Raw genomic sequence first — 21,836 nt, 5'->3', positions numbered from 1 at the left:
TTAACCACCATACTTCGCCAATACTAGCCTGATTTGGAAATAACTTGCTTGTTTTACCTGGTCTTTAATCAGTTTCAATTGTTTTGAGGCAATAAGTTTTGAAACATGCAAAATCTCTTTTTGCAGTATTGGTTCAACATATTCATTAATCGAAAAATCTTTGAAATTTAAAGTAATCTCCACAAGATGATCTTCAATCGTACTTAATTTTAACTGGCGGATCTGAGCAATCGTTTCAAGAGAATGGCCAAGGGTTAATAATTGCCATGTCTTTTGCGAAGATTGTGTTAAATCATTTTGCTGCATTAATGCCCTGTGAAGATGTGCTAACAACGGAAAAAGCTCTGGCTCTTGTCCTAACTTGCGAATCATAAAATGTAAAATATTAATAAAATGGAGATGATAATCAAAAATATCCATTTTAAGTTTTTGAGCAGCTTGTAATGAGGTTAAACCAATTTGATTGAAACCGGTTAGCCGATAAACCAATACAGAAGGGTCAAGTTCACTATTCTCAGCAAAACATGCGATTAACTCATCATAGAGCTTACCGCCCATATCTTTTTTTGAGACATTCATTTCTTTAAGTACAGTTTTTAACCATAAATGAATATCTTTATCTTTTTGAATCGGTATATAATTTGTTTCTTTGTATTCAAGGTTTGAGGCTACTTGAATTAATAATGACAGCCTTGCCCAAAATCTGGCCGTCACCTGATGGAATTCCCATCCGTTTAAATCAATTGGAATTGGATTTTTTATTAAAAATAATTCTCCTTCGGAGGTCGATCGAAATTGCTGAAGACCGCAGCTTTGTATGAGCTTTTGGTCTTGAAGCATTTGAATAATCTGGTCAAAGTTTTCTCTTGATAAAAAATCATAAATACCGAAATACTTCTTTAAATTAAATAGATGAGCATCCTGTATTGTTTGTGATGATTTTTTTCCCTTTAGCAGATGATAAATGGAGTAAATAGTTCTTTCGTTATTTAATTGCATTAGACAATAAAGAATGATTGATTCCAATTGTACCATTTTGAACCACCACATTTTCGTCGATTCGACATATTCCGTCTAAAACCTTTATATATTTTAACATGAAATGTGGAATCTTGTTGCTCTAAAAATAAGGAAGTTACGAAATAATACAAACACAATAGTGAATAATTATTTTTCTATTGAAAAGTTATCAATACAGATTTACAATAGAGGTTGAGAAAAGCGTTTACCTGCTGTTTATAGCAGTAAACATCCAATAAGTTTTATTGAAATTTCACTGGGAGGTTTTTTTTCATGGCTAAGTACACAATTGTTGATAAGGAAACTTGTATCGCATGCGGTGCATGCGGCGCTGCTGCACCTGATATTTACGATTACGATGATGAAGGGATTGCCTTTGTAACCCTTGACGATAACGAAGGAATTGTTGAAATTCCAGACGTATTAATCGATGACATGATGGATGCATTCGAGGGCTGCCCAACTGATTCAATCAAAGTTGCTGACGAACCATTCGATGGAAATCCAACTAAATTCGAATAATTTTTAGCAGTACGATATTATTAAGCTACTGGCCCCTGCCATAACCGCAGGGGTTTTAATATTTTTCTACAATAAAAAACAGCCGTAAAAAGGCTGTTTTTTTATTTAAACGTTTTTAACTGCTGAAAATTTATTGATCCATGCCTGCATTCGGATAAATAACAGCATAAAGATTATTGACATCATCACGCCTTTTAGAAGGTTAAAAGGCAGTATAAAAGGGACCACTAAGTTTCGCATATCTGGCATATTTAAAAGAGCTGTATAGGCTGGTAATATGAGAAGGTAATTTAAAGCGCTCATTACACCAGCCATTATAATCGTTCCGGCAATTAAGGCGAACGTCATTCCTTTTTTGGTTTTTAATTTCATATAAACATAATAAGTAGGCAGAATAAACACAATACCTGCTAGAAAATTTGCAATATGACCAACTGGAATACCCGTGGGACTTCCTTTCGCAAAATAATCTAAGACATTTTTGAAAAACTCGACTAATATTCCTGCTGCCGGGCCAAAAATTAATGTGGCAAGAAGGGCAGGAATATCGCTGAAATCAACAAACAAAAAATTTGGAAATAGCGGCAATGGAAAATTTAGCAGCATTAATAAATACGCAATACTGCTTAGCATACCAATAGAAACCATTGCTTTGACTTTTGTGTTCCTCACCTTTTTCATCTTCCTCTCTCCTTTTTGATCCATCATGTTAGGAAGAGAGGTTCAGCATTTTAGGTGCACAAAATAAAATATCCCCCAAGATAAACGCTTGAGGGAGAAATTTAAGGCACGCTTAATAAACATTCAAACAATAAAATTTTTTGAATGTCTGCAGAACCTCCATCTTCTCCCATCCAGACTATACTGTCGGCTTTGGAATCACACCAAATCCTGCCTTAAAAAGGCTCGCGGGCTTAAGAAAATATCTAATACCGCCGATCGGGAATTTCACCCTGCCCCGAAGATAGATCGATATAAAATTACAACTTTATTATACTGGAAAAAAGCAGCTTTGTTAAGCAAAATAACATTATGCTGTTATCATTCATCTTTCGTGAATGAAATAGAAAAACCGCAGATTTTTAATCTGCGGACTTCCTATTATTTTACAAGTAATACTTGTTTCGGAACTATAAGATCTGAAGTTAGGTGATTTATTTCTTTTATTCTCGCAACAGTCAAATTTTGCTTTAAGGCTATCGAATACAAAGTATCTCCTTGTCGGACAATATATTTGCCGTTGATTACTGGTTTTGCTGAAGCTTTCTGATTTTGTTCACGAATTGGAGAACTTACAGCTATAACTCCATTACTGGCGACTCCGCCTCGAACAAATTCACCAACCTCCGTTTTACCTAACAGCTTTTCTGGATCGATGGCATACTTCTTATCGTATCTCCATTCCATTTGATGGACTTCAAAATGAAGATGTGTACCGGTAGCTTGTCCAGTTTTACCCATCATGCCAATCACATTACCTTGCTTTATTTTTTGCCCCTCTTGAACGGAGCGTTTGTTTAAATGAGCATATACTGTTACAAAATTTTTTGGATGTTTTATAAATATTACATTTCCATATGTATCGGAGAAATATGATTTCTCCACTATACCATCCTCAACAGCTAGAATTGGAGCACCGATTCCTCCAGCAATATCAATCCCTTTATGCTTCTCCATTCTTGTTCCAAAGGTATCTGAGACAACACCATCCGATGGCCAGATCCAATGTGGATTACCGGCAGAATTAGGTAATCCTGCTGCCTGCGAGTGTTTCCCGCCTAAAAATAATAAACTTACACAAAGTGCCATGATGATGGCTATTAAAAATCTCCTTATGTAATCACGCATTTTCTTTCCCTTTTCCTCCTTAAAATCATTACTCTCCTCCTCACGATATGTTCTATGATTCATCTTTAGAACATTTCGTAAATGATGGACAGAACATATTTGTTATATTTTGGAGACAACAGACATTTTATGCAAAAATTAAGCAAAAAGAAAATCAACCATAAATGGTTGATTACAAACCGTTATTCTATATTACGCAGGTTAGGTGCAATTGGTACCTTATTTTCTATAGAAAGATCAAATGGCCCAATTTGTTTAATTGGCGCATTCTTGATCATAACTTTTTCTAAGCCAAATTCTTTAGCCGTTAGTAAAAGTGCCTCAAAGGAAAACAATGTTATTTGGTCATTCTTCATTTTTGCATTTTTCTCCATTGTTACATGTAGCGTATTATCCTGAATCGTCATATCTTTTTCACTGAGCTCAAACAGCATGGATTTCCTCAATCCATTTGTTGGATCATCTTTTTTCATGGCTGCGATAGCATCCTTGATTGTTTTAAACGATTCAATCGTTGGCACAAGATATGGTGTTTCATTATTATTAGGATAATAAAGCAAATAAGCATGATTTTTTTCAGGTTGAATAATAAGTTCTGTCTCAATCCCCGTATTGCCAAATTCAATTCCAGGCTTTCCATCAGTGAATAATTTAACCTTTTTCAAATCACTATTAGACGCTATATCTTTTTTAATAATATTAAGAAACATAAGTTCATTTGCAGCTCCTTGGCCGTATTGGTGGTCAGCAGGAACATTCACTTCAAGTATTTGATTCTTTTCATCATATTTAAACTCCGCATTTATTGGGTAGTACTCACTTAAACCCCAGGCATCCTCATTCACTTGGGACATATGTTCATTAAATAAATCCAGCCATGATTCATTTTGTGATTCTTGAACAATAGTAGAAACAGGAATAAGATTTTGCGCTTGATCATCCGGTACCCAATAAGTAATTACTTTTCCGCTTCCTATTTCATCCTCATAAATGGCTGTTTTTAATGGTCCCTCACTCATTCGGTCATAATTCTCTGCTTTTGATATGGAGTAATCTTTCTGTGCAGCATCCTTTTTTTTCATGGCAATATTTTGTTCAACCGATTTTTTGTTGCTGGATTGATCGAATGAATATTGTGTCTTTGGTCCCCCGTCCATTAATTTAGGACCTAAAACAATAAGAAGGAATAAGGCAGCCGCCGCCGCAATACTTGGCAACACCCAAGGAAATGTTTTCCGCTTTTTTAAGGAAAGATTTTGGTATATGTCACGAGGATCGCGATGATCTTGTATTTTCGGCATATGCCTTAATAGTTCCTCAATTTCTCTATCGCTCCACTCTGACTTTTTCAATGTTTGATTCCTCCTTTGCATAAAAAGTTTCCATATGTTTTTTTATCAGCTTTAATGACCGGTGCTGCGTTGTTTTCACTTTACTTTCCGTCCAACCTAAAGCCTGCGCTGTTTCCGCAATTGATAAGTCCTGTAAGAACCGTAAAATGATGACTGCTCTTTGATCAACATTACAATATTCTAAGCATTTATAAACCCATTGAATTTCTTCCTTTTGAACTGTAATCTCCTCGGGAATTGGGTAATCATCTTTCAGCTGGTTGGTTGACCAATCAAACTTTTCCATCAGTCTGTCCTTCCAACCCTTTTGCTTACGAAAATAATCAATTGCCACATTACGGGCAATCGAAAAAAGCCATGTTTTTTCACTGCTTTTTCCTTCAAAACGATTATAGGACTTAAAAACTCTAATGTAGACCTCTTGAACAAGGTCCTCTGCCTGCTCCCTGTTTCTGACCATATAAAATAAAAATTGAAAGACATCGTGGTGGTATTTTTTATAAAGCTCATCGAAAACGGAGTCCATCATTTCCCCTCCCCGTTCATAGTATTAGTCGTTATTTATGTATAAAAGGTTTCACCTCTTAAATATAGACGGTTTTTCAACAAAAAGGAAGGTATTATTTGGAAAACAAAAAAAAGAAAAACATTTAAAAGACTTCCCTTAAAAAGGTCATCTTCTAAATGTTCCTCGTGAATCAAGAACAATCGGCAAATATCTATTGTTTTTACCTATTTTCGAGGTAAAAAGAAGGAAAATGTCGTTCCATGTCCCAGTTTGCTTTGCACTGAAATCGTTCCTTTATGGGCATCAATAATATTCTTGGCAATAGCAAGACCAAGTCCTGTTCCCGATTTCCCCCTTGTTCTTGCTTTATCTGCCTTATAGAAACGCTCAAAAACAAATGGCAAATCTTCCTCAGAAATACCTGAGCCGGAATCTTGTACATTCATTCTAAACCCCTTTTCTTCCAATTCAACTGTTAATTTGACTGTCCCGCCTTTTGGTGTATGTCTAATAGCGTTATCAATTAAATTAGTGAGCACTTGCTCAATTCGATCGGGGTCAAGAAAAACGGATTCAACACCACTATCAATATCAACATCTAGGTAAATTTCATTATCCTTTGCTAGTCCTTGAAACTTATGGATAATTCGATTAATAAAAGAGGAAAGATTTATTTCTTCCATTGATAATTGAATATGGCCAGCCTCCATTCGAGCAAGATCAAGCAGTTCATTCACAAGGCGCCCCATTCTTAGTGATTCATCATAAATAACTTTTGCCATCTCTTTTTTCTCTTCTTGCGATTCTGCAATATCATCGACAATGGCTTCACTATAGCCTTGCAGCATGGAAATAGGAGTTCTAAGCTCATGTGAAACATTTGCAATAAAATCCTTCCGCATTTTGTCTAATTGTCTCTCTTCGGTCATATCTCTCAAAACAGCAACCGCACCGCGAATAAAACGATTGCTATATAGCGGGGTTACCAGAATAACCCAATGACGACCTTGAAGCGATATTTCTCCCATTTGTTCTTTTTCTGTTTCGACTGCTTTTTGAAACAGTTCCATTACCTGTGATGGTATCGCTTCAGAAGAAGTACTGGCACCTTTTTCATAATACCAATATTGAAGAAAGCGATCACCGGGCGGATTGGTAATAAGGATTGTTCCATCTCGATTGAACGTGATGACCCCATCCGCCATACTGCTTAAAATACTTGATAACTGCTCTTTTTCCTGATTAAGAGCATTCATGTTAAACTTCAACTGCCGTCCCATTTGATTAAAGGCAGTTGCTAGTTCGCCAATTTCATCATGGGTAAGTATCGGAACCTTTGTGTCAAATTTACCTCTGGCAACTTCGAAAGCGGCTTCCCGCATTTTCCTTAGCGGGGCAGTAATTCTAGTTGATAAAAAGAAGGCGAAAATAGTTGTCAGGACAATCGCGACACCTGCTACGAGCAAAATAAACTTTGTTGTGGACCGCGATGTATCTTTCATTACTTCCAATGATTGATAAATAAAAACAGCACCTTGGTTTCCTGAAAGATGCAGCGGCACCCCAATGATGGAATAATTCGCATTCTCATCATTGGGCGATTTCCTCGTCGATAGATTAGATACTTTTTCAACCATTATATCTTTATGGAAAACTTGAGATAAATCTGGATCATTTTTAATATCATCGATGGCTAATTTTTGATCATTTTCCGTGTTAGGGGAGTAATAGATTTCATGATCATTTTTGATAATCACCACTTTGGTCACTCTATCAATTACTTCCCACGAGATCTCCAATCCAATCGATTGCTTATCATTAGGGTGTTCTTCAAGAATCCGAGCGATTTTTTCCGCTGTATTAATTAAATTATCCTTGGTTTGTTCAATCGTATAGTTTTGAAAGAACTCTAGCAGCATTACGGTTAAAATGAACAGGACAAATGAAACTAATAAAAGGATGGTAAACCAAAGCTTACCTACAACGCTTCGTAAAAAGGTCATTCATTTGTTACCTCAAACTTGTAGCCGACACCCCAAACGGTTACAATCATTCTCGCGGCTTGTTCGGACACTTTATTTAATTTTTCCCGAAGACGTTTCACATGTGTATCAACAGTACGTAAGTCTCCAAAAAATTCATAATGCCAAACTTCCTTTAATAATTGCTCACGATCAAATACTTTATCCGGAGCCTTCGCAAGGAAGTAAAGCAATTCATATTCTTTTGGTGTTAAACTGACTTCTTTGCCATCAGCTGAAACCCTATGGGCATCATTATCAATCGTTAAATGCGGGAATACAATGACGTCCTTTGTGGTTGTTTCCGTTTGTAGAAAAGTTGTTTGAGACGCTCTTCTTAATAGTGCCTTTACCCTTAAAACAACTTCTCTTGGACTGAAAGGCTTCACAATATAATCGTCGGTACCAACTTCAAAGCCCTGTACACGGTTTACTTCTTCGCCTTTTGCTGTCAGCATAATAACAGGAGTAGCCTTCTTTTCTCTTAATTCCCGACAAACTTCAATCCCATCTTTACCGGGCATCATTAGGTCTAAAAGAATAACATCATATTCGTTTGTAATGGCTTTTGATAAAGCCTCATTTCCGTCTTCAGCCTCATCTATAATAAAATCTTCCCGCTCTAAGTACATTCTTAATAAGCGGCGAATTCTTTCTTCATCATCTACAACTAAAATTTTCACGTCTTTTTCCATTAATAATCACCCCATGATGTTTATTTTACAAAATGGTTTCTAATTTTGCTATATGTTCTGTGTTAATAAACGCCTTAAAAAGTGTCAATAATATGACAAATTGAAAAAAAGGTGTTAATTACCGCCCCAATCAACACAGTGTATAACATAGTCATTTTATAAAAAGCCTTCACTTTATATAAAAGCGAAGGCAAAATTTTTATTATGAACCAGCATAAGAATGCAGACCGGCGATGATAAGGTTTACAGCTACTAAGTTAAACATGATAATGGCAAAACCAATGACCGCAAGCCAAGCCGACTTTTCTCCATGCCATCCTTTCGAAAGCCGTAAATGCATAAATGCAGCATAGAATAACCACGTAATTAACGCCCAGACTTCTTTTGGGTCCCATCCCCAGAATCGGGACCAAGCTTCCTGCGCCCAAATCATCGCAAAAATTAAAGCCCCTAAAGTGAACACCGGAAACCCTATTAATACGGAACGGTAACTAATTTCATCTACAAAATCCAGTTTAATATTTTTAACAAGCGGTTTGAGTGCCGCCCCAATTCGTTTTCTGAGAATTAATCTGATTAGAGCGTATAGAATAATTCCTGCTGCAAACGACCAGATAACGGTATTTAGCTTCTTAGCATTAATAATTGCAGGCATTTCTACCAACGGTTTAAATCCGTCTTTAGTCAGCAATTCTCCTTCATGCGGTCCTGTTAAGGCAGGCATTAAATACTCAATCTCTGCCTGGTTTCCATGTTTATCGATCCAATTAAACTTTTCCTGATAACCTGCCCCGGCAAATATGGAAGAGACAGCCACGAAACCGATTACCGTAACTAAACCAAACATAACGAATTCAAGCCAGAAGGTTTTCTTATTCGATTTAGTTTGGTCTATCACTTTTACAAGATAGATTAATCCAGCCGCAAAACTAATTGCCAGAATCGCTTCCCCAATCGCTGCAGTGGTAACATGTATATGCAGCCAGTAACTTTGAAGCGCTGGAATTAATGGTGAAATATCTCTCGGAAACATACTCGCATAAGCAATCACCAAGATAGCTACAGGCATCGTGAATAATCCAAGTAATGTGGTCCGATATATAAAATAAATAATAATAAATGCTCCAACTAGAGCCATCCCAAAAAATGTTGTAAATTCAAACATATTACTAACCGGTGCATGTCCGGCAGCAATCCACCTGGTAATAAAATATCCAAGCTGTGATATAAAGCCTACAATGGTTAAGAAAACAGCAATTTTCCCCCAATTATTAGTAGTCTTTGTATCATTTAGATCCTTTTTGGCTTTAATTGACCCGCCGAAAAAAAGTGTTGCAATTAAATAAAGAATAAACGCTGAAAACAATAAATTACTACTTAGGGCCGCCAACTAAACTCCCTCCTTGTCCGTTGTTTCACTTTGAAGCTGATCTTCCGGATTACCCAGATTCGTATCCTCTAATACTTTTTCAATTTCCCGTTTTAACCCATACCAATTCTTATTTGTGTGTGCAGCAATCCAAACTTCCCCATTTTTATGTTGCACCCAAATTCGGCGGTGATTCCAATATGCACCTTGAATAACACCAATCATAAATAGTATCCCGCCAATAATGATAACCCATAGAGATGAATCCTTACGAACAGTAAATCCTGAAACATTTTTTGTTCCGATTCCTTTAAAGGCCATTTTATAAGTATTATCGCCAAATGGTTCAATTGTTTGCCTAATGGCAACAAAGCTTGTTTCCCCTTTTGGCTTATCTGGAGCAGTCATCCGAAAAATAAACGCCGGATTATTCGGCACACGCGATTTCGTACTTGGTTCACCATTTTTAGCAAATTCAAAGTCTGGAAAATAGTTAAGAATTTTCACAGAATACCCATTTCCCAAATCATATTTTTCCTTTGGATCTTGCAGATTTATCGTAAGCTCCCCAAAAGATTGCTCTGTCTTTTTATTAATTAGGTTAAATGTCATTGAGTTCATTTCACTTCGATATGATGACTGGTATATGGAGTAGCCTTCAAAAGTTAAAGGATGATTAACACGCACCTTATAATCCTTTACCTTCTCAAGCTTTGGCTTTTCACCAGGGATCTTCTCTCCAGAACGTTTATAAAGCACGACATTTGATTGGTAGTTTTTCACAACGTCGCCGGCCCGTTCCAGTGCTTTTTCAAAGGTCTTATTTTTTTCTTTATCATAGTGCTGTAAGATAAATTTATTATTTTGCAGATATAACTGTTCCCCGGTTTCCGGTACTAAGGCAGTTTCTCCTTCACGAACCCAAAGGTTTTCATTCACATACACTCCTGGCACAAAACGGAGCATTCCGCCAAAAAGAAAAATAATTAAACCAACATGGTTTACATATGGGCCCCAGCGCGAGAACCGTCCTTTTTCAGCAAGCAAATCGCCATTTTCTTCGCGCACATGATAATGTTTCTGTTTTAAACGCTCTTTAACAATATCAATATCTTGTTGATTTACAAGTGTATTGATTCCAAAAATACGCTGTCTTTTTAAAAAGCCTTCATGTCTAGTTACCCGTTGAGCTTTTAATGCCTTATAAAGCGGCACAACTCTATCAAGACTACAAATTACCAGCGAAATACCAATCATGGCAATAAGCAATAAATACCACCATGAACCATATAAATCATGGAAACCTAATTGGTAGTATAATTTCCCAAACCAGCCGTATTCCTGCTCATAATAAACTTCTGGAGGAAGATCTATGTACATTTTCTGAGGAAGGATCGTTCCAAGTATTGAAGCTATTAAGGTAATGACAATCAGCCAGACCCCAACCTTAACAGACGAAAAAAAGTTCCATATTTTATCAATAATCGTTTTAGAATAAGTTTGTGAGCGGCGGGCACTGCCTTCGTAGCGCATATCAAGCAGCTGCTTTTTCTTTTCCTCTTCATCGAGAATTTTCCCGCAGGCCTCACATAGCACAGTTCCATGGGGATTGACATGCCCACATTCACATTTTACATCCTTCATGATAACAAACTCCCTGTAACCGTTATGGTTTTATTTTCTCCATATATTCCCTCACCATATCTTCAGACATTTCGCCGGTTGTAGACTTTACAACCTTTCCGTCCTTATCAATCAAAAATGTTGCTGGAAGCTGGTCGATTCCATAAGCGGTCATGACTTCTTTATCGGTATCAATCATAACGGGGAAATCAAGCTTATAACGGGCAATAAATTGATTAACCGCAAGTTCTGATTCTTGAATATCAATTGATAAAACTTGAACACCCTGGTCTTTAAATTGGTGATACTGGTTATTAATATATGGCATTTCTTTTTTGCAAGGCGGGCACCAGGTTCCCCAAAAATTCAAAAATACACCTTGTCCCTTATAATCAGATAAACGATGCTTATTTCCCTGCATATCAGTTAGAACAAAATCAGGAGCTTGATTCCCAACTGCTACCTTTTGTGCATGATCTTTCATAAAATTTGCATACAATGTATAAGCAACGGCAGCTACTAATATTGCTAAGATAATTGATCGCATGATTAATCGCCGTTTTTTCATTAACAACCCTCCATTACAGCATGACACAATTAAGCTAAATTATAACATTTTTCATTGATTGCATAGTGTTTACTATAGCAGGTATTTGTGACTTTTCTATGAACTTTTTAATTATTTTTTTCCGGTTTCCATAGCAGCCGCTCTTAATTGTTTTACCTCATGAGGGGTTAGTTCTCTCGCTTCTCCCGCCTTTAAGCCATTCAAGGTTAAGAAACCATAACGCTCCCGCTTAAGCTTTAACACATCATGACCAATAGCTTCAAACATTCTTCTAACCTGACGATTTCGGCCTTCATGGATGGAGATTTCAATAATAGCTGTTTCCTTTTTCTTATCAAAAGAGAGCATTTTCACTTTAGCCGGTGCTGTTTTTCCATCTTCAAGACGAATCCCTTTTTCTAATTTCCTCAGATTCTCCTTTAAAGGAACCCCTTTCACTTTTGCTACGTAAACCTTTTCAACTTCACTTCTAGGATGCATTAGTAAATTAGCGAATTCCCCATCGTTTGTTAGCAGCAACAATCCTGATGTATCATAATCCAGCCTGCCGATTGGAAAAATCCTTTCTTTGAGTCCGGCGAAAAAATCAGTAACAACCTTTCTGCCTTTATCATCGCTGACACTTGAGATAACACCCCTTGGCTTGTATAACAGGAAATAAACCGATTCCTCACGTTCAATCGGTATTTCATTAACCTCAACACGATCAGAAGCTGTGACCTTTACCCCAAGCTCCGTTATAATCTTTCCGTTTACCTTAACCCTGCCTTCTTTAATTAATTCTTCTGCTTTTCTTCTTGATGCAATGCCAGCACGGGCTATGACTTTTTGGAGTCGTTCCATTCAATTCACCTCAAAAGTTATTCAACTAATAAAGGACATGGGCAAATCATTGCCTTTATTACCCTTTATTAATGGGTCTATGTATTCATTCATCCTACTGAATTATGACACAAAATCTTCACTTTTCAAAGTACAGACTATTATTGAAGAAAAATAATAAAGCAGGTCCGAATATTCAGACCTGCTTTAAGGTAATTCTTGTATTATTCTTATTATTTCATTCCAAATATAAACGTAACAACTACAATGGCTATGATGATGCCAAGTACATCAGCTAAAAGACCAACTTTTAAGGCATCTCCCATTTTTTTAATGCCGACGGCCCCAAAATAAACCGTTAATACATAAAAGGTTGTATCGGTACTCCCTTGCAGGATAGATGCAAGTCTGCCGATGAAGGAATCCGGTCCATGCGAAGCAATTAAGTCACTTGTCATACCCAATGCTGCCGTCCCTGAGATTGGACGAATAAACAATAATGGAACTATCTCAGCCGGAACACCGATTGTGTTCATCAAAGGACGTAGAAGAGTCATTAATGCTTCTAATGCACCGGATGCCCGGAAAATAGATATCGCAACAAGCATCCCTACTAAAAAAGGAATAATTTGTACAGCGATTTTTATTCCTTCTTTTCCGCCTTCTACAAAGCTTTCATATGTTGGTACTTGTTTAAACGTACCGTAAAGCAGTATAGAGCCAATTAAAAGTGGTATAAATGTAATTGAAATGGTCGAAAGAGACATAACCTCATCATCCTTTACGGCTTCTGCGATAATGGAAATAGCGATCGATAAGAATTGCCCCAATTGCTGACAATAGAGTTGTAATAATCGTTGGTACCACAATTTCTGTTGGTGATGCAGAATTATAATTCATTCTAATTGCAATGACAGTTGTCGGAATAATGGTAATGCTTGCGGTATTAATCGCTAAGAATGTAACCATAGACCTGCTGGCTGAGTTTTTGCCGTCATTTAATTTTTTTAGCTCCTCCATTGCTTTAATCCCGAGGGGGGTAGCTGCATTTCCTAAGCCGAACATATTCGATATCATATTGGATAAAATATATCCCATCGCTGGGTGGTTAACCGGGACCTCCGGAAAGATGATTTTGACCAGCGGGCGGAATAGTTTGGATAACTTCTCCAACAGCCCTGATTCTTGAGCAATTCGCATCATTCCAAGCCAAAAGACAAGAACACTTATTAACCCGATACAAATAGTTACTGCCTCTTTTGCACCATCAAAAACGGCTTTGTTTACCTCATCGATTGTTCCGTTAATTAGCGCAAACACAATGCCAATAATCGTCATACCGACCCAAATATAATTAACCATTTAACTTCACACCCATGATTGAAAGAAAAATATCCTTCATAAAATTAAAAATACCTTTCTTTTTTTCGGGAACATTCTGATAGAAAATAGGTGTTTCCTGCACGGCTCTGCCGTCTAAGTACACAATAGCTTTACCAGCCACTTTTTCTTGTTTTTTCGTCACTTTCCATTTTTTTTCTGGCTTGTACAATTTATACTTGACAGAAAACAACCCTATCTCCTTGCTTGTTGCTGGGTAGAGAATTGACTTTTTAATATATAATTGATTTTTCTTATAGTATTTATTATTTTCTAAATCTAGTTTACCTTTTGAAAGGACTTCAGCCATGTCATAATGGACAAATCCAGATTCATACATGGAAATATGATCATTCCAATCATCTGGTCCATTTAATGTAACTGCGATGAGTTCCATATCGCCCTTCGCTGCAGTTGTAACAAGCGTTCTTTTTGCCCGTTTTGTAAAGCCTGTTTTCCCGCCTGTACAATACTTATATTTAGTCAACAGGCGATTTTTGTTAGTCCATTTATAATCCCATGCCTCATTGGGGTTAGGAGCACGGTGTACCTTTGTACCGGAAATTTTTTGGTAGGTTTTGTTTTGCATTGCATAGCGGGTTAATAGCGCCATATCATAGGCAGTGGAATAATGGTTTTCATGGTCATCAAGTCCATGTGGATTAGCAAAATGAGTGTTAACCATGCCAATTTCCTTTGCCTTTTGATTCATTAAATAAGCAAAGCCCTCAACACTGCCTCCAACAAACTCAGCAATCGCAACAGCCGTATCATTTCCTGATCGAAGCATTAAGCCATATACCAAATCCTCAAGCTTTATTTTTTGACCTGGTTTTAAATAAACCGATGATCCTTCTGCTCTGGTGGCTTTTTCACTTACCGTTACCGTTCGCTCCATTTTTCCTGACTCAATAGCGAGAATTGCTGTCATGATTTTCGTAATACTAGCAATTCTTCTTTTCGTATGTGCTTCTTTCTCAAAGAGGACACGACCGGATTTCTGTTCTATTAAAATAGCGCTTGCTGCACTTACGCCTGCCGAAGCATCCACTTTTTGAGGAATATTTGCAATGAATAAAATTATCATCAGAAAAAAAACTATACGCTTCCGTATCATTCTCATTGGTATACCTCGTCCCTCTCTTATGTCTAGCTCCAGCGCCTAGTGGCTCTTAGGTCTACAGCCAAGCCATCAAAAAGGCTAAAAGGCAGCCTTTCCGCAGGCTTGTCTTATGCTTGTCGCCCCTGACCAAGTCGCTTTTGCTTTTCCTATTTATTAAATTTTATGCAGGACAAGGTATGATATGACAATTATAAGGAAAACGGCATCCGGTTAACCGGATACCTTCTCCCATTTTGCTATACAGCCGGCCATTTGATATCGGCAGCTTTTTCAAATCGCATTTCAACCTCATGCCAATTTACAATATTCCACCAGTTATCTACATAATCGGAACGTTTGTTTTTGTATTGAAGATAGTAGGCATGCTCCCATACATCGAGGACTAATAGCGGGATTGTATCCCATTGCGTTAGAATCATATGCCGCTCCGTCTGGAGTACTTCTAAATGTCTTGCTTTTGGGGACCAAACCAATAGCGCCCAGCCAGCACCTTCCACTTGTTTTGCAGCTTCTGAAAATTGTTTTTTAAAGGCTTGAAAGCTTCCAAAATAATTATCAATTTCAATTTTTAAAATTCCTTGCGGGTGTCCTCCGCCATTCGGGCTCATATTACGCCAAAAAATAGAATGAAGATAATGCCCCGAGCCATGGAAGCTTAGCTCACGGGACCAATGTTTGACTAATGAGAAATCATTCGATTCTCTCGCCTTTTTTAGTGCAAGTTCAGCCTTATTTAACCCATTCACATAGGTACGATGATGCTGATCATGATGAAGCCGCATAATTTCCTCAGAAATAAAGGGTTCCAATGCGTCATAGGCGTAGGGAAGATCGGGAAGTGTATGTCCGCCAGGCGGAACATGCTTTTCTACCATCATGATTGTTCCTATTTCCCGAACTTGTTTTCTATTAAAATAAGCCTCCAATTCCTCATGAATATGTTCTGCTTTTACCTGCAATGTCAGCAATTCATCAGTGGATAATTCATGATTTGTACTTTCAATCAACTCAGTAAACAGATCAAGCTTCTCCCATAATTCCGATTCTTTCTCTACCTGCTCCGATTGAAGAAAATCTCTCATTTGTCCATTCCATTTAAATAATTCATTGACATAACGGTTGAAACGACTCACCGTGTTCCACTCCCCTACATCCCAATTTTAATTAAAGGTATGTAGAAAAGTATGGATAAAGACCAAAAAAAGCCGGCCCTGTTATAGGGCCAGCCATGATTCTCAGTATGTTCTTCTTATTACGGCTGCAGTATGAATTCAAGCGGTGATCGAAGCTCGAACCCATTCTTTTGGTGTACTCCAGCAAAAATTTCAGGTAATTTCGAGAAATTAATATCTCGAAAATAGCTTGCAAATTCATGTTTGGAATTTATATAAACTCGTTTCCGTTCACGTAGTCCAGGGTTTTTCAAGAGACAAACAAGGGCGACAATGTCCTTAAAGTTGACTTCATATTCATCCTGTACAAATACTGGATCCTGTTTAAAAGGAGTAAATTCCGGGAAAATTTCATCAAAATACCTAACATACAAAACATGAAGAGTCTTCTCCGCTCCATCTTCTACAAATGTTAATTCACTTCTATTAAAAAAGTCCTCCGAAGTATTAGATTTTTCCTTTTCCAATTCATATCCTTTACATTCTTTTATTAGCAACTTAATCCCGCTCCTTATTAAATCCTAGAGATACAAATCTTATTATTATTTTAGCATAAAACAAGCCTGCGATTGATATTTATGTGTTTAACGTTTCTTGAAATTTTTCAAAAAACAGGTCTGCTTCTTCCTGAATATATTCATCTTCCACTTTTTCAGGTAGCTTGGGAAGTTCCTCTAAGCTTTTTAAACCGAAATAATCAAGAAATTCCTTTGTCGTTCCATATAAATAAGCCCGGCCTGTCCCCTCCGCTCGACCCGCCTCTTTTATTAATGCTTTTGCCATAAGCGTATGGAGCGGTCTTTCCGTCTTCACACCTCGGATTTCCTCAATTTCAGCTCGTGTAATCGGTTGTTTATAAGCAACTATGGCTAATGTTTCTAAAGCAGCCTGTGATAATGTTGAAGTGTTTGGTGAGTCCACCAGTTTTTTTAAATAATCGGCGTTTTCTTTCTTGGTGGCAAGCTGATAGGTCCCCGCCAGCTGCACGATTATAACACCTCTTTTTTCATTTTCAGCATACTCCCTATTGAGATCTTCAATAATTTCATTTGCTTCAAGTTCATCTACCTCTAGAACCTCGGCAATTTGCTTTAATGTAAGCCCCTCATCCCCGGCAGCAAACAATAGACTTTCAAGGATGCTTGTCCAATTAATAATTTCCAACAACGTCTCTCCCTTCCTCAATAGCTCCAACAAAAATTTCACCAAAATTTACTTGCTGCTCAATCTCAATTTTCTTCCGCTTCATCAGTTCTAAAATGGCCAAAAAAGTAACCACTATATGCTCCTTTGTTGGTGTTGGAAACAGATCATAAAAATTCTTTCGTCCTTTAAGCTGCTCTAATTCTTCCATGATTTCAGACATTCTTGCCTCAATCGATATTTCCTGACGGGCTATTTTCGTTGCCAGCGGGCGCTGAAGCTTCTTCCTGCGCAGCAATTTTTGAAATGCTGCTAACATATCATAGAGTGATACATTTAATTCTGATTTACTTGGCTGAATATCCTTTGCAAATCCTGATAAGTCACTTGGCGGCTTTGTAAACATGAGACTCCGATCCTCTTCCATTAATTTCAGGTCTTGAGCAGCCTCTTTATATTTTCGGTATTCAATTAAACGCTCTACAAGTTCATCTCTCGGGTCTTCCTCGAAGGAAATTTCCTGATCCACATCATGAAAATCTTCTTCATGTTTAGGGAGAAGCATTTTACTCTTTATCGCCAGCAAGGTTGCAGCCATAACTAAATACTCACTAGCAATATCAAGCCTCAGCTCCTTCATTGTATGAATATATAGCAGATATTGTTCTGTAATCTGAGAAACTGGAATATCATAGATATCTATTTCAAGCCGATTAATTAAATGAAGCAATAAATCTAACGGACCTTCAAAGGCATCAATTTTCACCTGGTATGGCATGATTGTCTCACCAAAATTCTTAAATTCATTTTTGACTATTTATAGTATAGAGGATTCGATTAGGTTATCCAATAGAAAAGTATTTTTGACACGCGGCATTAGTCGAATACATGATAATTGCCTATAACACTGGACAAATCCCCTACATATGATGTTAAGGAAAACTCGCCTTAGTGCAATTCTCTTTAGGCGCAAGGTTAAGAATAAAGAACAGTTCCAGCCTATCGAGATATAAAATAATATTTAGGAGGTATTAGACATGGCTGATGGCGTAGTAGCAGGTGGATTCGGTGCTGGTTTTGCGTTAATCGTCGTACTATTTATTTTGTTAATAATTGTTGGTGCTGCTTGGGTTTGGTAAATTAAACTAGGTATGCCGATTAAAGAGAGCAAACATTCCTTTTTAGGATGGTAAAAAAAGCCCGTCTGTTTGACGGGCTTTTTAATTTCATGTTTATTAATAATCAGGCCGCCTTATTGTGGTAAACTGAAGGTAAAAGAAATAGGGGGGAATCCGGTTGTACCCACAAGAATACATCGAATTTTTAATTCATTTCCACGGGGATCGAGATTATTTTGAATGTCACGAGATTCTTGAAGATTATTGGAAAGATATCGATCCAGGAAATAAAGACTCTATTTGGGTTGGACTGATTTTATTGGCAGTTTCGACTTATCATCATCGCAGAGGTAATTTCAAAGGGGCAAAAAGGACACTTGAAAAAGCGATAAAAATAGTTCAATCACATAATGCTATTTTACCGAGACTCGGTTTTAAAGAATCAGATTTCATCCATTTATTAGATAGTCGATTACGTATGATTGAGTCAAATCAAACATATTTCAGCTTTTCCCTGCCCATTACTGATCCGCAGTTAATCGAATTGTGTTTAAATACTTGTCACCAGCAAGGCTTTGAATGGGGAAAAGATAGTGATTTAACAAACGATCACCTTATCCACCGCCATAAATTAAGGGATCGAACCAGCGTAATCGAAGAACGCAATAGAATACTTTTAGCAAAAAAAGGCAGCAAATAAGTCTATTCGCTGCCTTTTCGTTCGCTTTAGCATACATCACACTTTTGAATAAATGCCGCAGTATCATCATTAGAAATAATCTCTTTATCTGGATACATTTCTTTTAGCGCCTTTACCATTCTTTTTCCAACTCCTTGGAATCGATGGGAGGGGTTAACGGATATATGTTGAATTTCAATCGCATTCCGATCCGTATGATACACAATTCCAAGAAGGCCAATAATATCTTCTTCTTTCCATAAAAAAAGCTGTCTGCTTTCTTCTGCTTCATATTCTTTCATGGTCTGCTGAAGCTTCCTTAAATCCTTTTCATTCGGCATAAAGGACAATAAACCCATAGCGATTTTTTCAAATGTTTTTTTATAACGAATTAACATTTAGATCCCTCATTAAATTAAATAAACCGAGCTAATTATTCAGTTTAACAATAGTATATTTTTCCCAACCAACTCAAATCATAAACCTTTATTTATAATATGTAATGAAAATGATTTTGCTTATTTAGCACAAAACGACAGGATATTCCTATCTATTTGTTTGGAACAATAAACATCCAATAGATGATCCCCCATATAAAAGAAATACCAATTAGAATACCAAATAAGACCCAATTGCTTTTTTTCATGAAAAGGCCTGCCTCCAAAAAGTTCTTGCTTTGCTTCATTCTACAACAAATATAAAAAATAATCCATTTTCCTTTATAAATTAAATTACAGCTATTCATTTTTCTATGAAACTTCTAAAACCATTTTTTCGTTATTTATAATGAAATAGGTTATATTATTAAAGAAGGAGGAGACCATGAAAAAACATCTTATCGTACTTATAAGTCTTTTTATGTTCCTATATCCAATACAAAGTTTAGCAGATATGGCCGAAGGCGACATGATTGTAACGTTAGGTCAAAATTTAACAGAGGCTCAAAAAAATAGCCTTTTAACGGAAATGCGCGCCCCTAAAGAGGTGCAAATTGTAACGGTTTCAAATCAAGAAGAACATCAGTATTTAGGAAAATATATTGCCAAATCATTAATTGGCACAAAGGCTATTTCGTCATCTGCTATCACGATAGCCCCACAAGGTTCGGGAATAACTGTAAAAACAAAAAATATTACTTGGGTAACTGATGAAATGTATGTAAATGCCTTAATTACGGCAGGTGTTAAAGATGCAAATATCTACATCACCTCTCCAATTTCCGTCTCTGGTACCGCAGCTCTGACAGGAATTATCAAGGCATACGAAATTTCAGCTGATAAAACTATCCCAGAAGCTGTGAAACAAGCGGCTAACCAAGAAATGGTTGAAACAGCCAAGCTTGGCGATTCTATAGGTGATGAAAATGCCGCTGCATTGATAGCAAAAGTTAAAGAAGAAATTGCCAAGAATAAACCAAAAAATGATGAGGAACTGCGCAAAATTATCGAACAAGCCTCTAAAGATTTAAATGTGACACTTAGTGAAAATGAGTTACAAAATTTGATTGACCTATTTAATAAGTTGAAAAACTTGGATATTGACTGGAATCAAGTTAGCGACCAATTGAATAAAGCAAAAGACCGGATATCAAAATTTCTTCATTCTGAAGAAGGCCAAGGCTTTCTTGAGAAAATCAAGCAATTTTTTATTTGGTTGATTGATTTTATTAAATCAATTTTCTCTTAAAATGCAAAAGAGCTGCCGTTTTAGACGGCAGCTTAGATTGTCGAGAAAGGGTATTTTTCTCGGCAATTTTTTTATTTTATCTGAACATAATACCATTATTTATTAAAAGATTGTCCATGCTAACAGGCCTGTTGATTTCCGCTCCAGGCACTTGCTTTCCGCGGGGAAGTCCGGGAGCCTCCTCAGCGCNNCCGCTCCAATCAACAGGAAGGTAATCAACCTAAAGTATTGCAACACACTTTTTAATCTTGCCAAGTGTGTTGCAATCTTTTTTATATTTTGGCAAGCTGCGGTAAGGAGAGCTTGTTCACTTGCATTATTCAATCCCCGTAACCGGCAGTAGCGAAGCCCATGCAGCTCTTTAGAGTCTGCGAAGCTTCGCTCGATTTTTTCCTTTCTGAATTTATAAAGCATTTTACCCGATTTTGATAAACGATTTAACCTTACCTTTTCCTTATGCTCCTCCCATACATAGATAAGGAACAGAATCATGAACATTGCCAGATGTAACAAATACATCTGTAATAATATTGAATTTCATATCAGTAGTCCGGTGTTCAAGATAACAGAACATTTCCTGCTTGTTTTCACGGGACATAAAAATCTCCTGAAAAAAATTGGTATCCTTAAAACGTTAATGACGATTCCAGCTAATCGTGGAGTGATGTGGAACTGGATCCTTGAATTTTAACCCTAAAAACCAGCGTTAGGCGACGTTTGTTTTTACTTCCCTTTCTAATTGACGTTCTGAACGAATGCCATAAATATAGCCAATAAACATCATTTTAAAAAGAATAAGGGGATCAGCAGGGCGTCCGTTATCTTCACTATAATAAGGACGAACTTTTTTTAGAAGAAATGAAAAATCTATATATTTGTCAATCAAGCGAAGGAGGTGATCATCTGGAACTAATTCATCAATAGATACAAATTCGTATTCATTTTGGCTAAACTCTTTTGGCTTAAACATTGATTTTTTACCACTTATATTAATTTTATATTAGTTGAACGGAAGCTCTTTATTAAATAACAGACAGTTGATTGGAGCGGAAGGCGGCGTAGACTCCTCGCAAATGCTGGCGCATTTCCTTCGTGCGTGGGCGAATTCGAGGATGAAAATCAATGTCCTGCGGGAGTACGGGGCTGGGGAGACCCCGCAGGCGCTTAGCGCCGAGTTATCATGAACG

23 protein-coding genes, 1 pseudogene and 1 riboswitch are annotated in these 21,836 nt (G+C 37.1%); of the genes and pseudogenes, 4 read left to right on the top strand and 20 right to left on the bottom strand.

Features of this window, described 5'->3' with window-relative positions; all coding sequences use genetic code 11:
* Positions 1-1,035, bottom strand: coding sequence for a YpbB family protein (locus tag IE222_RS08470; protein WP_191271737.1), 1,035 nt, complete (start codon positions 1,033-1,035; stop codon positions 1-3).
* A gap of 258 nt (positions 1,036-1,293) precedes the next feature.
* On the opposite strand from IE222_RS08470, the gene IE222_RS08465 reads away from it, so the two are divergent.
* Positions 1,294-1,542 (top strand): ferredoxin, encoded by a 249-nt coding sequence (locus IE222_RS08465; RefSeq protein ID WP_042355233.1) that lies wholly within the window; start codon positions 1,294-1,296, stop codon positions 1,540-1,542.
* 105 nt (positions 1,543-1,647) lie between these two features.
* Here the strand turns inward: IE222_RS08465 and IE222_RS08460 are convergent, their stop codons facing one another.
* The 17 genes from IE222_RS08460 to IE222_RS08380 form a co-directional block, all read right to left on the bottom strand.
* Positions 1,648-2,214, bottom strand: a complete 567-nt coding sequence (locus IE222_RS08460; RefSeq protein ID WP_370465029.1) for an ECF transporter S component — start codon at positions 2,212-2,214, stop codon at positions 1,648-1,650.
* Between the two features lie 166 nt (positions 2,215-2,380).
* Positions 2,381-2,512, bottom strand: a riboswitch (FMN riboswitch).
* A 131-nt stretch (positions 2,513-2,643) separates the two neighbouring features.
* A complete protein-coding gene (locus tag IE222_RS08455) occupies positions 2,644-3,390 on the bottom strand; it encodes a peptidoglycan DD-metalloendopeptidase family protein (protein WP_191272160.1) in 747 nt (248 codons plus the stop codon).
* Positions 3,391-3,572: 182 nt separating this feature from the next.
* Entirely contained in the window at positions 3,573-4,742 is a 1,170-nt protein-coding gene (locus IE222_RS08450) for an RsiX family anti-sigma factor (protein WP_191271733.1), read from the bottom strand.
* Positions 4,717-5,268 (bottom strand): RNA polymerase sigma factor SigX, encoded by a 552-nt coding sequence (gene sigX / locus IE222_RS08445; protein ID WP_191271731.1) that lies wholly within the window; start codon positions 5,266-5,268, stop codon positions 4,717-4,719. Before sigX ends, IE222_RS08450 begins: the two co-directional genes overlap by 26 nt.
* Before the next feature lie 206 nt (positions 5,269-5,474).
* The gene (locus tag IE222_RS08440) at positions 5,475-7,253 is read right to left on the bottom strand and encodes an ATP-binding protein (protein ID WP_191271729.1); all 1,779 of its coding nucleotides are present in this window, start codon (positions 7,251-7,253) and stop codon (positions 5,475-5,477) included.
* Positions 7,250-7,966 (bottom strand): response regulator transcription factor, encoded by a 717-nt coding sequence (locus IE222_RS08435; RefSeq protein WP_191271727.1) that lies wholly within the window; start codon positions 7,964-7,966, stop codon positions 7,250-7,252. Before IE222_RS08435 ends, IE222_RS08440 begins: the two co-directional genes overlap by 4 nt.
* Before the next feature lie 202 nt (positions 7,967-8,168).
* On the bottom strand, positions 8,169-9,356 hold the full coding sequence (ccsB, locus tag IE222_RS08430) for a c-type cytochrome biogenesis protein CcsB (RefSeq protein WP_191271725.1): 1,188 nt from the start codon (positions 9,354-9,356) through the stop codon (positions 8,169-8,171).
* The gene (resB, locus tag IE222_RS08425; protein ID WP_191271723.1) at positions 9,357-10,979 is read right to left on the bottom strand and encodes a cytochrome c biogenesis protein ResB; all 1,623 of its coding nucleotides are present in this window, start codon (positions 10,977-10,979) and stop codon (positions 9,357-9,359) included.
* Positions 10,980-11,001: 22 nt separating this feature from the next.
* A complete protein-coding gene (resA, locus tag IE222_RS08420; RefSeq protein ID WP_191271721.1) occupies positions 11,002-11,526 on the bottom strand; it encodes a thiol-disulfide oxidoreductase ResA in 525 nt (174 codons plus the stop codon).
* Positions 11,527-11,637: 111 nt separating this feature from the next.
* Positions 11,638-12,369 (bottom strand): 23S rRNA pseudouridine(2605) synthase RluB, encoded by a 732-nt coding sequence (rluB, locus tag IE222_RS08415; RefSeq protein WP_191271719.1) that lies wholly within the window; start codon positions 12,367-12,369, stop codon positions 11,638-11,640.
* A 212-nt stretch (positions 12,370-12,581) separates the two neighbouring features.
* Positions 12,582-13,115, bottom strand: a complete 534-nt coding sequence (locus IE222_RS08410) for a spore maturation protein (RefSeq protein ID WP_191272158.1) — start codon at positions 13,113-13,115, stop codon at positions 12,582-12,584.
* A 7-nt stretch (positions 13,116-13,122) separates the two neighbouring features.
* A complete protein-coding gene (locus tag IE222_RS08405; protein ID WP_191271717.1) occupies positions 13,123-13,710 on the bottom strand; it encodes a nucleoside recognition domain-containing protein in 588 nt (195 codons plus the stop codon).
* Entirely contained in the window at positions 13,703-14,851 is a 1,149-nt protein-coding gene (locus IE222_RS08400; RefSeq protein WP_223282630.1) for a D-alanyl-D-alanine carboxypeptidase family protein, read from the bottom strand. The genes IE222_RS08405 and IE222_RS08400 overlap by 8 nt, the downstream gene beginning before the upstream one ends.
* Before the next feature lie 236 nt (positions 14,852-15,087).
* Entirely contained in the window at positions 15,088-15,984 is an 897-nt protein-coding gene (locus tag IE222_RS08395) for a superoxide dismutase (protein ID WP_191271716.1), read from the bottom strand.
* A gap of 119 nt (positions 15,985-16,103) precedes the next feature.
* Positions 16,104-16,520, bottom strand: coding sequence for a hypothetical protein (locus IE222_RS08390; RefSeq protein ID WP_191271714.1), 417 nt, complete (start codon positions 16,518-16,520; stop codon positions 16,104-16,106).
* Between the two features lie 79 nt (positions 16,521-16,599).
* The gene (gene scpB, locus IE222_RS08385; protein ID WP_191271712.1) at positions 16,600-17,187 is read right to left on the bottom strand and encodes an SMC-Scp complex subunit ScpB; all 588 of its coding nucleotides are present in this window, start codon (positions 17,185-17,187) and stop codon (positions 16,600-16,602) included.
* Positions 17,174-17,944, bottom strand: a complete 771-nt coding sequence (locus IE222_RS08380; RefSeq protein ID WP_191271710.1) for a segregation/condensation protein A — start codon at positions 17,942-17,944, stop codon at positions 17,174-17,176. The genes scpB and IE222_RS08380 overlap by 14 nt, the downstream gene beginning before the upstream one ends.
* A 259-nt stretch (positions 17,945-18,203) precedes the next feature.
* Between IE222_RS08380 and IE222_RS08375 the strand changes: the two genes are divergently transcribed.
* Together IE222_RS08375 and IE222_RS08370 are read left to right on the top strand one after the other, a co-directional pair.
* Positions 18,204-18,305 carry a YjcZ family sporulation protein gene (locus IE222_RS08375; protein WP_191271709.1) on the top strand — a complete coding sequence of 34 codons (102 nt, stop codon included), beginning with the start codon at positions 18,204-18,206 and terminating at the stop codon, positions 18,303-18,305.
* A 157-nt stretch (positions 18,306-18,462) separates the two neighbouring features.
* On the top strand, positions 18,463-18,984 hold the full coding sequence (locus IE222_RS08370; RefSeq protein ID WP_191271707.1) for a DUF309 domain-containing protein: 522 nt from the start codon (positions 18,463-18,465) through the stop codon (positions 18,982-18,984).
* 26 nt (positions 18,985-19,010) lie between these two features.
* Here the strand turns inward: IE222_RS08370 and IE222_RS08365 are convergent, their stop codons facing one another.
* Positions 19,011-19,361, bottom strand: a complete 351-nt coding sequence (locus tag IE222_RS08365; RefSeq protein WP_191271705.1) for a GNAT family N-acetyltransferase — start codon at positions 19,359-19,361, stop codon at positions 19,011-19,013.
* 424 nt (positions 19,362-19,785) lie between these two features.
* On the opposite strand from IE222_RS08365, the gene IE222_RS08360 reads away from it, so the two are divergent.
* Complete coding sequence (locus IE222_RS08360; RefSeq protein WP_191271703.1) at positions 19,786-20,649, top strand: DUF1002 domain-containing protein; 864 nt, start codon at positions 19,786-19,788, stop codon at positions 20,647-20,649.
* A gap of 102 nt (positions 20,650-20,751) precedes the next feature.
* Here IE222_RS08360 and IE222_RS08355 read toward each other — a convergent pair.
* Positions 20,752-21,619, bottom strand: a pseudogene (locus tag IE222_RS08355) (transposase).
* Positions 21,620-21,836 lie beyond the last annotated feature (217 nt).

The sequence above is a fragment of the Neobacillus kokaensis genome (genome assembly GCF_014656545.1).
Lineage (GTDB): Bacteria > Bacillota > Bacilli > Bacillales > Cytobacillaceae > Neobacillus > Neobacillus kokaensis.
Note: the sequence above shows the minus strand (reverse complement) of the source record. Positions and strands in the feature narration are given on the sequence as shown.